Origin of the sequence: Pseudoxanthomonas jiangsuensis, from assembly GCF_010093185.1 — a bacterium.
Classification (GTDB): Bacteria; Pseudomonadota; Gammaproteobacteria; order Xanthomonadales; family Xanthomonadaceae; genus Pseudoxanthomonas; species Pseudoxanthomonas jiangsuensis.
This window is the reverse complement of record NZ_PDWL01000028.1, coordinates 1-12,897: the sequence shown is the minus strand read 5'-3', so window position 1 is coordinate 12,897 and position 12,897 is coordinate 1. Positions and strand designations below refer to the sequence as shown.

Annotated in this window: 9 protein-coding genes; 4 read left to right on the top strand and 5 right to left on the bottom strand. The window is 71.5% G+C overall.

Going from position 1 to position 12,897, the window contains the following annotated elements; all coding sequences use genetic code 11:
- Window positions 1–118: 118 nt before the first annotated feature.
- Both CSC62_RS14930 and CSC62_RS14925 read left to right on the top strand, forming a co-directional pair.
- A complete protein-coding gene (locus CSC62_RS14930; protein WP_162407479.1) occupies window positions 119–709 on the top strand; it encodes a DUF4166 domain-containing protein in 591 nt (196 codons plus the stop codon).
- Entirely contained in the window at window positions 693–1,115 is a 423-nt protein-coding gene (locus tag CSC62_RS14925) for a thiol-disulfide oxidoreductase DCC family protein (RefSeq protein ID WP_162407478.1), read from the top strand. The genes CSC62_RS14930 and CSC62_RS14925 overlap by 17 nt, the downstream gene beginning before the upstream one ends.
- A 6-nt stretch (window positions 1,116–1,121) precedes the next feature.
- Here CSC62_RS14925 and CSC62_RS14920 read toward each other — a convergent pair whose 3' ends face one another.
- On the bottom strand, window positions 1,122–2,252 hold the full coding sequence (locus CSC62_RS14920; RefSeq protein WP_246194478.1) for a saccharopine dehydrogenase family protein: 1,131 nt from the start codon (window positions 2,250–2,252) through the stop codon (window positions 1,122–1,124).
- Window positions 2,249–2,539, bottom strand: a complete 291-nt coding sequence (locus CSC62_RS14915; protein WP_162407477.1) for a GIY-YIG nuclease family protein — start codon at window positions 2,537–2,539, stop codon at window positions 2,249–2,251. Before CSC62_RS14915 ends, CSC62_RS14920 begins: the two co-directional genes overlap by 4 nt.
- Before the next feature lie 114 nt (window positions 2,540–2,653).
- Here CSC62_RS14915 and clpB point away from each other — a divergent pair, with 114 nt between their 5' ends.
- Both clpB and CSC62_RS14905 read left to right on the top strand, forming a co-directional pair.
- A complete protein-coding gene (clpB, locus tag CSC62_RS14910; RefSeq protein ID WP_162407476.1) occupies window positions 2,654–5,239 on the top strand; it encodes an ATP-dependent chaperone ClpB in 2,586 nt (861 codons plus the stop codon).
- 142 nt (window positions 5,240–5,381) lie between these two features.
- Complete coding sequence (locus CSC62_RS14905) at window positions 5,382–6,671, top strand: O-acetylhomoserine aminocarboxypropyltransferase/cysteine synthase family protein (RefSeq protein WP_162407475.1); 1,290 nt, start codon at window positions 5,382–5,384, stop codon at window positions 6,669–6,671.
- Between the two features lie 13 nt (window positions 6,672–6,684).
- Here CSC62_RS14905 and CSC62_RS14900 read toward each other — a convergent pair whose 3' ends face one another.
- The 3 genes from CSC62_RS14900 to CSC62_RS14890 form a co-directional block, all read right to left on the bottom strand.
- Complete coding sequence (locus CSC62_RS14900) at window positions 6,685–7,893, bottom strand: NAD(P)/FAD-dependent oxidoreductase (protein WP_162407474.1); 1,209 nt, start codon at window positions 7,891–7,893, stop codon at window positions 6,685–6,687.
- A gap of 666 nt (window positions 7,894–8,559) precedes the next feature.
- Window positions 8,560–10,263 (bottom strand): YbaL family putative K(+) efflux transporter, encoded by a 1,704-nt coding sequence (gene ybaL / locus CSC62_RS14895; RefSeq protein ID WP_162407473.1) that lies wholly within the window; start codon window positions 10,261–10,263, stop codon window positions 8,560–8,562.
- Window positions 10,264–10,442: 179 nt separating this feature from the next.
- Window positions 10,443–12,785, bottom strand: coding sequence for a TonB-dependent receptor plug domain-containing protein (locus CSC62_RS14890; protein WP_162407472.1), 2,343 nt, complete (start codon window positions 12,783–12,785; stop codon window positions 10,443–10,445).
- Between the last annotated feature and the right edge of the window lie 112 nt (window positions 12,786–12,897).

Here is a 12,897-nt window from a genome sequence, read left to right as displayed (position 1 = left end):
TGAGGCGGGGCCAAGGCGGCGCGGCGCGGCGGTCCGGCCGGCGGCATCCACCGCCGGCGGCCGTTCCCGCCGGGGCAGGCGGTATCCTGCGCGCCAGCATCCCGTCCTCCGTTCCCGCATGCCTCGCCCCAGCCAGCGGCCCGCCGCATCGCCGTCCAGCGCCATCGAGCCGACCGTGTTCCAGCAGGTGCTGCGCGCGCCGTTCTTCAACCTGCCCGACAGCCTGCGTCTGCTGCATTCGCTCCGCGGCCGCGGCGAGTACGCCGGGCGGGTGGAGATCGAGCGCGGCCGCAACCCGCTGGCGCGCCTGTGCGGCTGGCTGGCCGGGCTGCCGCCGGCGATGCGCGACGCGCCGCTGCGGGTGGAATTCCAGGCCGACGCCAGGGGCGAGACCTGGCGCCGCGACTTCGGCGGCCACCGCATGGCCTCGCGCCTGCGCTGCCGCAAGGGCCTGCTGGTGGAGCGGCTGGGGCCGATCCAGTTCCGCTTCGCCCTGCACACCGCCGGCGGCGCGATCTACTGGAACGCCGTCGGCGCGCGCCTGCTCGGGATCGTGCCGCTGCCGGCGCGGCTGTTCGCCCGGGTGCAATGCCGCGAGCGCGAGCACGAAGGACGCTACGAGTTCCGGGTGGAGGCGGCGCTGCCGCTGGCTGGGCCGCTGATCCGCTATGAAGGATGGCTGGAGCCGGCCGATGGCCGATCGCCCTGAGGCGCCGGCACCGGGCGGGATCGTCGTGTTCGACGGCGTGTGCGCGCTGTGCAACGGCTGGGTCGATTTCCTGTTGGCCCGCGACGCACGCGGGCGCTACCGCTTCGCCGCGATGCAGTCGCCGGCCGGGCGCGCGCTGCTGGCGCGGCACGGGCTGGATCCGGACGATCCGGCCTCGTTCCTGCTGCTGGACGAGGCCGGCGCGCACACCGACAGCGACGCCATCGTCCGGGTCCTGGCTGGGCTCGGCGGACCGTGGCGCGCTGCGGTACTGGCACGGCTGTTGCCGCGGCGCCTGCGCGACGTTCTCTACCGCGCGCTGGCGCGCCGCCGCTACCGCTGGTTCGGGCGCCGCGACGCCTGCCGCGTGCCCGATCCGGCCCAGCGCCACCGCTTCGTCGAGTGATCCGGATCAGATCACCTGCAGGCGGGTCTCCACCGCGAAGCCACGCAAGGCGTCCAGGTACTCGTCCAGGGTGAACAGGTCCAGACAGGCCGTCGCCCCGGCCGCCGGCAGGCGGCCTTCGGCCAGCCTGCGGGCCAGCACCACCGCGGCCGTGCACGGGATCTGCGGCCCGTCGCCGTCGCGCGCGACCAGGGTCCAGCGCAGCGCCAGCGGACGCCCGTCGAGGCCGGTGCCGGCCAGGTCCACGTGCATCACCCCGACGTCCGAGCCGGCATCGAGCCAGCGCTCGCTCAGGCGCAGCAGAGGCCTCGCCCAAGGCCGCAGGCTGCGCAGCAGGCGCGCGCGCACCGCCCAGCTGGCCAGCCACAGCCCCAGGTGCATGCGCCGCAGTTCCAGCCCGGCGCGGAAGTCGCAGCCGCGCAGCTGCGGGTAGCGCGCGGGCAGCACGTCCAGGTCCGGCACGTCGCAGCGCGCCAGCCAGCGGCTGCCGACGTCCGGGTAATGCTCGCGCCGCAGCGACTGCCAGCCGAACGCGGTACGCCGCACGCCGCCGGCCAGCACCGGCAGAGGGCGGCCGACGTAGCCCAGGATCGCCTCGGTGGTCGCCAGCCCGCGCGGGGTGCGGTTGCCGGGGCTGATGCCGCTGGACACCGACTCCAGCGTGGCGAAGCGGTCGCGGTAGGCCTCCACCACCGCCGCACTCAGCCCCGGCACGCTGCTGGCGCCGGCCACCGCCAGCCGGCCCGCGGCGCGGGCGGCGGCGTCCAGGCGGTGGAAGCCGGCGACGTAGCCGCGCGCGTCGGCCAGGTCGACGTAGTGGGCGCCGGCCGCCAGCGTGGCTCGGGCGACGGCGTAGTCGCGCTCCTGGAACGGACCTGCGGTATGGATCACCAGCGCCGGGGCGAGCGCGATCAGCCGCGCCTCCAGGTCCGGCGTCGAAGCGTCCACCGCGGCCGCGCGCATGTTGCGGCCCGGGGCGCCGCTGGCGTCGACGAAGGCCTGGGCGCGGCCTGCGTCGCGGCCGGCGACGACCACCTCGAAGCGCGGATCGGCCGCCAGCGTGCGCGCGATCCGGCCACCGAAGTGCCCGTATCCGCCCAGGACCAGGACGCGCAGCGGCACGCAAGCGGCGGTCATGCCCCGGGGACCCCGTCCGCGTCCGCGGCTTCCCCGCCGAGCAGGAACGCCAGCTTGCGCCCGCGCGGCATCCGCTTGAGCGCCCATTCGGCCCGCGAGGCCGCGGCGCGGTCGGGATAGGCGCGGGTGCCGAGCAGCCGCAGGGGCGGGTTGGCCCGGGTGTAGCGCGCGCCCCTGCCGGCGGCGTGGGCGCGGTAGCGGGCCTCGACGTCGTTGCTGATTCCGGCGTACAGGCTGCCGTTGCGGCACAGCAGCAGGTACAGGAACCAGGGGCGGGGATCGGCCATGCTGGCATTGTAGGAGCCGGGCTTCCCCATCTCACCTCCCCTTGAAACCCCCCGCCGCAACCTCATCTGGGTAGCATCGCCGGCACCGCCGGCCACTCCTTCGAGGGACTCCCGATGCGGATGGACAAGCTCACCTCGCGTTTCCAGCAGGCGCTGGCGGACGCGCAGTCGCTGGCCGTGGGCCGCGACCACAACCTGCTCGAGCCGGTGCACGTGCTCACCGCCTTGCTCGACCAGTCCGGCGGCAGTACCCGGCCGCTGCTGGCCCAGGCCGGGGTCAACGTGCCCCTGCTGCGCGAGCGCCTGGGCGAGGCCCTGGAGAAGCTGCCGAAAGTCTCCGGCCAGGCCGGCAACCTGTCGGTCGGCAACGACCTCACCCGCCTGCTCAACCTCACCGACAAGCTGGCCCAGCAGAACGGCGACCAGTTCATCGCCAGCGAGTGGTTCGTGCTGGCCGCGCTGGAGGACGGCGGCGCGGTCGGCCAGGCGCTCAAGGCCGCCGGCGCGAACAAGGCGAAATTGCAGGAAGCGATCACGAAGATCCGTGGAGGCGAGACCGTGCAGTCCGAGAATGCCGAGGACCAGCGCCAGGCGCTGGAGAAGTTCACCATCGACCTCACCGCGCGCGCCGAGTCGGGCAAGCTCGACCCGGTGATCGGCCGCGACGAGGAGATCCGGCGCACGATCCAGGTGCTGCAGCGGCGGACCAAGAACAACCCGGTGCTGATCGGCGAGCCGGGCGTGGGCAAGACCGCCATTGTCGAGGGCCTGGCCCAGCGCATCGTCAACGGCGAGGTCCCCGAGGGCCTGCGCGGCAAGCGCGTGCTGTCGCTGGACATGGGCGCGCTGATCGCCGGCGCCAAGTTCCGCGGCGAGTTCGAGGAGCGGCTCAAGGGCGTGCTCAACGACCTGGCCAAGAACGAGGGCCAGATCATCCTGTTCATCGACGAGCTGCACACCATGGTCGGCGCAGGCAAGGCCGACGGCGCGATGGACGCGGGCAACATGCTCAAGCCGGCGCTGGCCCGCGGCGAGCTGCACTGTATAGGGGCTACCACCCTGGACGAGTACCGCCAGTACATCGAGAAGGACGCCGCGCTGGAGCGCCGCTTCCAGAAGGTGTTCGTGGGCGAGCCCTCGGTCGAGGACACCATCGCCATCCTGCGCGGGCTGAAGGAACGCTACGCAGTGCACCACGGCGTGGAGATCACCGACCCGGCGATCGTCGCCGCCGCCACCCTGTCCAACCGCTACATCACCGACCGCCAGCTGCCGGACAAGGCCATCGACCTGATGGACGAGGCCGCCTCGCGCATACGCATGGAGATCGACTCCAAGCCGGAGGAACTGGACCGGCTGGAGCGCCGCCTGATCCAGCTCAAGATCCAGCGCGAGATGCTGAAGAAGGAGAAGGACGAGGCCTCGCGCCAGCGCCTGGCCGACCTTGAGGCCGAGATCGAGCGGCTGGACCGCGAGTTCTCCGACCTGGACGAGGTCTGGAAATCGGAGAAGGCCGCACTGCAGGGCGCGACCAAGGTCAAGGAGCAGATCGAGCAGGCCAGGATCGAGCTGGAGGCGGCCCAGCGCGCGCAGGACTATGCGAGGATGAGCGAGATCCAGTACGGGCGCATCCCGCAGCTGGAGAAGCAGCTGGCCGCCGCTAGCGAGGCCGAGCAGAAGGAATTCAAACTGGTCCAGGACCGGGTCACCGACGAGGAGATCGCCGAGGTGGTCTCGCGCTGGACCGGCATCCCGGTCAACCGGATGCTGGAAGGCGAGCGCGAGAAGCTTTTGCGGATGGAAGCGGACCTGGGCCGGCGCGTGGTCGGCCAGGAGGAGGCGATCCGGGTGGTGTCCGACGCGGTGCGGCGCTCGCGCGCCGGCCTGTCCGACCCGAACCGGCCGATCGGCTCGTTCCTGTTCCTCGGCCCCACCGGCGTGGGCAAGACCGAGCTGTGCAAGTCGCTGGCCGAGTTCCTGTTCGACAGCGCCGACGCGATGGTGCGGATCGACATGAGCGAGTTCATGGAGAAGCACTCCGTGGCCCGCCTGATCGGCGCGCCTCCCGGCTACGTCGGCTACGAGGAAGGCGGCTACCTGACCGAGGCGGTGCGCCGCCGGCCGTACTCGCTGATCCTGCTGGACGAGGTCGAGAAGGCCCATCCGGACGTGTTCAACATCCTGCTGCAGGTGCTGGACGACGGCCGCCTGACCGACGGCCAGGGCCGCACCGTGGACTTCCGCAACACCGTGATCGTGATGACCTCCAACCTGGGCTCGCACCAGATCCAGGAGCTGTCCGGCGACGGTAGCGCCGAGGCCTACACCCAGATGAAGGCCGCGGTGATGGGTGTGGTCCAGGCCCACTTCCGCCCGGAGTTCATCAACCGCCTGGACGACATCGTCGTGTTCCACCCGCTGGACAAGCAGCAGATCAGGCAGATCGCGCGGATCCAGCTGCGCGGGCTGGAGAAGCGCCTGGGCGAGCGCGGGCTGAAGCTGGAGCTGTCGGACAAGGCCTTCGAGCTGCTCGGGAACGTGGGCTTCGACCCGGTCTACGGCGCGCGCCCGCTCAAGCGCGCGATCCAGGCCCAGATCGAGAACCCGCTGGCGCAGAGGATCCTGGCCGGCGAGTTCGGTCAGGGCGACACGGTCAGGGTCGACGCCGAGGGCGGGCAGCTGGCGTTCGTGCGCGGCTGAGAGGCGGCGTCCATGGCGCGCGGTCATGCCGCCGCGCCATGAGCACATGCCCACGCCTTGGCGGTAACAGCTGGAACGATGCATGCCCGGCGCCCGCCGCCGGGCTATGGTGCGCGCTCGCATCCCAACCGAGCGCAGCGCCATGAGCGAACCGAACTGGAAGCCCGAAACCATCGCCGTCCACGGCGGCTACAGTCCCGACCCGACCACCCGCGCGGTGGCGGTGCCGATCTACCAGACCGTGGCCTACGCCTTCGACAGCACCCAGCACGGCGCCGACCTGTTCGACCTGAAGGTGCCGGGGAACATCTACACCCGGATCATGAACCCGACAACCGACGTGCTGGAAAAGCGCGTCGCGGCGCTGGAGGGCGGCATCGCCGCGCTGGCGCTGGCCTCCGGGCAGGCGGCGATCACCTATGCGATCCAGACCATCGCCGAGGCCGGCGACAACATCGTCTCCTCCAGCGCGCTGTACGGTGGCACCTACAACCTGTTCGCCCACACCCTGCCGCAGTTCGGGATCCAGGCGCGGCTGGCCGACTACCGCGACCCGGAGGCCTTCGCCCGGCTGATCGACGACCGCACCAAGGCGGTGTTCGTCGAGTCCATCGGCAACCCGCGCGGCAACATCACCGACATCGAGGCGGTCGCCAGGGTCGCGCACGCCCACGGCGTGCCGCTGATCGTGGACAACACCGTGCCCTCGCCCTACCTTTCGCGGCCGATCGACTTCGGCGCCGACATCGTCGTGCACTCGCTGACCAAGTACCTGGGCGGGCACGGCAACAGCATCGGCGGGGCGATCGTCGATTCCGGGCGCTTCCCCTGGGCCGAGCACAAGGCGCGCTTCCCGCGGCTCAACGAGCCGGACGTGAGCTACCACGGCGTGGTCTACACCGAGGCGCTGGGGCCGGCCGCCTTCATCGGCCGCGCCCGGGTGGTGCCGCTGCGCAACACCGGCGCGGCGCTGTCGCCGTTCAACGCCTTCCTGATCCTGCAGGGGATCGAGACCCTGGCGCTGCGCATGGACCGGATCAGCGAGAACACCCTGGCCATCGCCCGCTACCTGCAGAAGCACCCGAAGGTGGCCTGGGTGAACTACGCCGGCCTGGAGAACCATCCCGAGCACGCGCTGGCGCGCAAGTACCTGCGCGGCGGAGCGGCCTCGGGGCTGTTCACCTTCGGCCTGCCGGGCGGGCGCGATGCCGGCGCGCGCTTCCTCGACGCTTTGCAGCTGTTCACCCGCCTGGTGAACATCGGCGACGCCAAGTCACTGGCCACCCATCCGGCCTCGACTACCCATCGCCAGCTCTCGCCGGAGGAACTGGAGAAGGCGGGGGTGAGCGAGGACACCGTGCGCCTGTGCATCGGCATCGAGCACGTGGACGACCTGCTGGCCGACCTGGAACAGGCCCTGGCCGCGGCCTGAGCGCGTCGAGCGCTTACCCGCGCTCGAACGAGAACAGCCGCCGCAAGGGATGCCGCCTGCGTTCGATCGTCGCCCGCAGCAGCCCGGCGCCGATCGCCGAGTAGGTGATGCCGTTGCCGCCGTAGGCCATGGCGAACAGCACCCGCGGCCCCCACTGCGGGTGCGCGCCGAACCAGGGCAGTCCGTCCTTGGTCTCGGCGAAGGTGCCGGCCCAGGCGAAGGCCGGTTGCAAGGGCAGGTGGGGGAACAATGCGCGGGCGCGCTTGAGCAGCTTGCCGGCCTTGGCCATCACCCTGGCGTCGCGTTTGGCCGGCACGTCCACCGCGTCGTCTTCGCCGCCGACCAGCAGGCGGTGGTCCGGGGTGGTGCGCAGGTAGAGGTAGGGACGCGCGGTTTCCCAGACCAGGCTCTCGCGCAGAGCGCCCAGCGCATCGCGCGGCAGGGGATCGCTGACCACTGCGTAGCTGCTGCGGTTGCGCGCCACCGGCCGGCGCAGCCAGCGCTGGCTCTCGTAGCCGGCGGCGACGACCACGTGCCCGGCGCGGACCTGGAAGCCGGAGGCGGTGCGCAGGCGCAGGCCGCGGCTGCCGGCCTGCAGGTCCACGACCTCCTCGTGGTCGTGGACGGCGGCGCCGGCGCGGACCAGGCGCGCAAGCAGGGCCTGGGCCATGCGGTAGGGATCCATCTGCGCGGCTTGGCGGCTGAGGATCGCAGCCGGGGCGTCGAAGCCGTAGGCCTCGCGGATGGCCTGCGGCTCCCACCATTCGACCTCGATGCCGTGCCGGCGGCGGGCCTCGAACTCCTCGCGCATGGCGCGCACGTGCCGGCGGCGGCTGGCGTAGTACAGGCTGCGGCAGGGCGAGAAGGCGACCTGGGGCAGGCCGGCGGCGCGTTCGCGCAGCCAGGGGATCGCCTCCACGCAGGCGCGGTAGGCGAGGGCGGCGTCGGCTTCGCCGTACTTCTTCGCCAGATCGACCAGGTGGGTGTCGATCTCGTACTGGAGCAGGGCGGTGCTGGCGCTGGTGCTGCCCCAGCCGATGTCGCGCTTCTCCAGCACGGCGACGGCGTGGCCGTGGGCGGCCAGTTCGTCGGCGATCAGGGCGCCGGTGATGCCGCCGCCGATCACCGCCACGTCGCAGTCCAGGTCGGCCGCCAGCGCCGGCTGCGGCCGCGCCAGCCCGTTCCTGATCGCCCAGAAGGGATATCCGCTCTTGAGGTCCATGCCGGCCAGTCAAGCCGGAGGCCACGCACGGCGCCGTGAAGGCTGGAGCCGGGAGACCGGACATCCGTCCGTGGAAGAGCGCCGGCAACGGTGCGTCAACCGCAACCGCAAAGGCAACGGCATTGAGTTGGCTGGCTTCGGGCTGAGCCGCGGCGAACCGGTTGTGTCGTGGCCGCTCGGGCGCACATCCGTGTGCGCACTCGCTCCCGCGGCCATCCCTGGCCGCTGCCCCGACACAACCGGTCCGCCACGTCTTCTGCGCGCTGGAAGTTCAGGACTTCTACCAGCCGTCGTCCCGGCGGAGGCCGGGACCCAGCGCCTTGCTTCTCCGCTTTGCTGTGCCCCTCCTGTAGGAGCCGGTCTTGCCGGCGACCGTGGAGGCGGATGGATCACTGGCATCCGATTTCACGCAAACGCATCCGCCATGGCGGTCGCCGGCAAGACCGGCTCCTACAAAAAGCCAAGCCAAAGCCGGAAGAGCGGAGCGCCAGAAGCGGTGACCGTCACGCCCGCAGAGGCCGTCGTGCCTTGGGTCCGCGGGGCAAGTGGCACAGGGACGTGCCACGGCCGCGAGTTGCGGGCAGGACGCCCGCCCGAGCGGTGCACCGCAGACCCAAGGCACGGCGGCCCAGCCCGAAGCCAGCGCTCTTGCTTGAGACTGCGCGCCTACACCGGCGGCACCGCCACCTCGCGACCGGCATAGCGGAAGGTCGGGGTGGACATGACCATTTCCGCCAGCGAATAGGCCAGCTCGCGCTCGGCCATCACCGCGCCGTCGGCGCCGTGGGCGAGCAGGTGCTTGACCTCGGCGTCGCTGTGCGCGCGCGCCAGCACCGGCAGCGCGGGATTGAGCACCCGCAGCTTGGCGATAGCCTCGCCGGCCTCCAGCGGCTGCGGGATCGCCAGGATGGCGATGGCCGCCGACTCCGGATGGGTCTCGGCCAGCACCCGGTCCGAGGCCGCGTGGCCGCGGATGCCGGGGATGCCGTCGGCATGGGCGCGGTCCACGTGCAGGGCGTTGTCGTCGACGATCACCACCGGCACGCCGCGGTCGCGCAGCACCTGGGCCAGCTCGCGGCCGACCCGGCCGTAGCCGATCACGATGGCGTGGTTGCCCGGGCGCAGCGGCGGGCCGACCGGCTGCTCGGGCTCCGGCTGCACCGGCGCGTCCTCGCGGTGGCGCGCCTCCCAGCGGTCCAGCAGCATGAAGATCATCGGGTTGAGCATGATCGAGATCAGCGCCCCGGCCAGGACCAGCGCCTGGCCCGCGGGCGGCAGGATCCGCAGCGCCACGCCCAGGCCGGCGATGATGAAGGCGAACTCGCCGATCTGGGCCAGCGAGGCGGAAATGGTCAGCGCGGTCATCTTCGGATGGCCGAAGGCGCGGACGATGAAGAACGCCGCCGCCGACTTGCCGAACATGATGATCGCCGCGGTCGCCAGCACCTGCCACGGATGCTCGACCAGGATCGCCGGGTCGAACAGCATGCCGACCGAGACGAAGAACAGCACCGCGAACGCGTCGCGCAGGGGCAGTGAGTCGTTGGCCGCCTTGTGGCTGAGCTCGGACTCGTTGAGCATCATCCCGGCGAAGAACGCGCCCAGGGCGAAGGACACCCCGAACAGCGCGGCCGCGCCGAACGCCACGCCCAGGGCGATGGCCAGCACCGACAGGGTGAACAGCTCGCGCGAGCCGGTGCCGGCGATCTTCTCCAGCACCCACGGGATCACCCGCCGCCCGACCAGCAGCATCACCGCCACGAACAGGCCCAGCTGGACGATGGTCCAGCCGATGCTGGCCAGCACGCTGCCGAGCGTGTGCGACTCGCCCGCCGCCTCCGGGCCGAACAGCCCGGCGATCACCGGCATCATCACCAGCGCCAGGACGCAGGCCATGTCCTCCACGATCAGCCAGCCCACCGCGATCTTGCCGCGCAAGGTCTCCAGCAGGCGCCGCTCCTCCATCGCCCGCAACAGGACCACGGTCGAGGCGGTAGCCAGGGAGAAGCCGAAGATCACCCCGTGCAGGGCCGGCCAGCCCATCAGCGAGGCCACGCCCCAGCCCAGCAGGGTGGCCGCGGTGATCTGGGCGACCGCGCCGGGGATGGCGATCCATTTCACCTCCAGCAGGTCGTCCATCGAGAAGTGCAGGCCGACCCCGAACATCAGCAGCATCACCCCGATCTCGGCCAGCTGGTTGGCGATCTCCTGGTCGGCGACGAAGCCGGGGGTGAAGGGGCCGACGCAGATCCCGGCCAGCAGGTAGCCCACCAGCGGCGACAGCCGCAGCTTGTTGGCGATGGCGCCCAGCACGAAGGCCAGGGCCAGGCCGACTGCGACGATGTCGATCAGGCTGGTGTCGTGGTGCATGGGGAGGGGGCGCTGCGCGAGGACCGCTTGGAGTCCGAGTTTCGCCGATCGGTCGGGGCGGCGGCAAACGCCGCGTGCGTGGCATGGCGTGGTCCCGGGCAGCGCCGGGATGGCGGGGCCGCGAACGGCGACGCCCCGCCGAAGCGGGGCGCCGTCGTGGCTGCGCGTCCGGTCCGCGCTTACCAGCGGTAGGCGATGCGCCCGTACACGTAGGCGCCGTTGAAGCCGGCCGGCGACTGGCTGCTGTACGGGAACTGGCCGGCGTTGGAGTTCACCAGCAGGGTGCGGTCCGGGTACTCGTCCAGCAGGTTGTCCGCGCCCAGGGTCAGGGTCCAGTTCCCGTCCGGGCGGAAGCTGGCCGAGGCGTCGACGATCCACTGCGCGCCGTAGGTCTGGTCGTTGGCCGGATTGCCGGTCTCGCTGACCCGGGTGGTGAACTCGCCGTAGCGGGTCGCGCCCAGGCTCAGGTCCCAGGACGACAGGTTCCAGGTGGCGTTGAGGGTGGTCTTGTCGTGCGGGTAGCCTTCCTCGATCCGGCCCTGCTCGTCGCGGCCGATGCGCCACAGGTTGGCGCCCAGGGCGGTCAGCTCCGGCGGGTTGGCGGCGATGCGCTGGATTTCGGTCTTGTTGTAGTTGTAGCCGGCGGTGAGGTTCAGCGCGCCGCTGTCCAGCGGGATCCGGTAGCTGCCGATCACGTCCACGCCACGGGTGCGGGTGTCGGCGGCGTTGGTGAAGTAGCGCGCGCTGTTGACCCCGGTGACGCCGAGGCTGGCCAGCAGGGCCTGGGCGGCGGCGTTGTTGTTCAGTGCCAGGTTGGAGGACAGGACGATGCGGTCGTCGATGTCGATCTGGTAGCCGTCGACGGTGATGTACAGGTTCTCGGTCGGCTGCAGCACCAGGCCCAGGCCGTAGGACAGCGAGGTCTCGGCGGTCAGCGGGTCTGCGCCCAGCGCCTGCGCCACCGCGCCGTTGGCCGGGAAGGTGCCCGAGTCCAGGAAGCGGTCGAGGCTGGCGTTGTACTGGGTGGTGACCACCTGGTAGTACTGCTGGGCCAGCGCAGGGGCGCGGAAGCCGCTGGCCACGGTGGCGCGCAGGGCGACCGCGTCGCTGAAGGCGTAGCGCGCCGACAGCTTGCCGGAGAACTCGCTGCCGAAGTCCGAGTAGTCCTCGTAGCGGCCGGCGATGCCGGCGGAGAACCTGTCGGTCAGGTCCGCTTCCAGGCCGGCGTAGGCGGCCCAGTTGTCGCGGCTGGCGTGGACCGCGTTGGTCGGGGTGAAGCCGCCGAAGCCCTGGGCGCCGCCGTTCTGGTAGGAGTCCGGGTTGCCCGGCGACTGGTTCCACTTCTCCTCGCGGTACTCGGCGCCGAAGGAGAAGGTGGCCGGGTAGGCCAGGCCGATGTCCAGGGTCTTGCTGAAGTCGGCGTTGAGCACATTCTGGGTGTACTCCAGCGCGCCGTCGTAGAAGCGCGACGGGCTGCCTGCGCCCAGGCTGTAGTTGATCGAGTTCTGGGTGTAGAACGCCAGGTGGTTGTAGCCGTAGTTGTAGCTGATGTCCCAGTTCCAGCCCTGGTCGTTACCGCCCTTGAGGCCGGCCACCAGCGATCGGTCCTGCGAGAGCTGGTTGATCTCCGGCACGTAGCCGCCCGGGTAGACCTGCGGCACCAGCGCGTTGTGGCCGATCGAGCGGTAGAACGCGAACGAGGTGATGTCGCGGTTGCTGGCGATGGCGGTGGCGTAGGCGCTCACGTTCTCGCTGAAGTCGAAGCCGGCGTTGAGCGAGACCGCCTGGGCGTCGACGATCGGGTCGCCGTAGGTGTAGGCCACCTCGCCCACGGCCGGGTTGTTGCCGGTGTTCGGCGCGCTGCCCTGGTAGGGGCCGGCGCGGTTGGTCTCGTCCTGGTGGGTCAGCTGGCCGGCCACGTGCACGCTGCCGCGGCCGTCGCCGAAGGACACCCCGGTGTCGCCGGAGAGCTGGTACTGCTTGCCGTCGCCGGCCGAGTACTGGCCCAGGTCGGCGACCAGGCTGCCGCCTTCGCCGGCGCCCTTGAGCACGATGTTGACCACGCCGGCGATGGCGTCCGAGCCGTACTGGGCCGAGGCGCCGTCGCGCAGCACTTCCACCCGCTCGATCGCCGAGACCGGGATCGCGTTGAGGTCCACTGCCGAGGAGCCGCGGCCGATGCTGCCGTTGACGTTGACCAGGGCCGAGATGTGCCGGCGCTTGCCGTTGACCAGGATCAGCACCTGGTCCGGGGACAGGCCGCGCAGCTGCGCCGGGCGCACGCCGCTGGTGCCGTCGGTGATGGCCGGGCGCGGGAAGTTGAGCGAGGGCAGGGCGCGGGCCAGGGCGGTGGCCAGCTCGGTGGTGCCGGTGGCCTGCAGCGCTTCCGGGGTGAGGATGTCGATCGGCGACTGCGACTCGGCCACGGTGCGGTCGGCGGCGCGGGTGCCGGTGACGATCACCGTGTCCAGCACGGTGGTGGAGGCGGGGGGGGGGGGCCAGCCACAACGGGGGGCCCCCACCCCCCCCCCCCCCGCCGGGCTCTCTAACGATCATGCCCCGCCCCCGAAAACGAGCGGGGAGTACGCCGGTGTGTCGCCGACGCGCAGAAATCAAAACAACGCAAATACGGAG

Coding starts and splice junctions, on each gene's coding strand:
- CSC62_RS14930 (WP_162407479.1), top strand. CDS start 119: ATGCCTCGCCCCAGCCAGCGGCCCGCCGCATCGCCGTCCAGCGCCATC.
- CSC62_RS14925 (WP_162407478.1), top strand. CDS start 693: ATGGCCGATCGCCCTGAGGCGCCGGCACCGGGCGGGATCGTCGTGTTC.
- CSC62_RS14920 (WP_246194478.1), bottom strand. CDS start 2,252: ATGACCGCCGCTTGCGTGCCGCTGCGCGTCCTGGTCCTGGGCGGATAC.
- CSC62_RS14915 (WP_162407477.1), bottom strand. CDS start 2,539: ATGGCCGATCCCCGCCCCTGGTTCCTGTACCTGCTGCTGTGCCGCAAC.
- clpB (WP_162407476.1), top strand. CDS start 2,654: ATGCGGATGGACAAGCTCACCTCGCGTTTCCAGCAGGCGCTGGCGGAC.
- CSC62_RS14905 (WP_162407475.1), top strand. CDS start 5,382: ATGAGCGAACCGAACTGGAAGCCCGAAACCATCGCCGTCCACGGCGGC.
- CSC62_RS14900 (WP_162407474.1), bottom strand. CDS start 7,893: ATGGACCTCAAGAGCGGATATCCCTTCTGGGCGATCAGGAACGGGCTG.
- ybaL (WP_162407473.1), bottom strand. CDS start 10,263: ATGCACCACGACACCAGCCTGATCGACATCGTCGCAGTCGGCCTGGCC.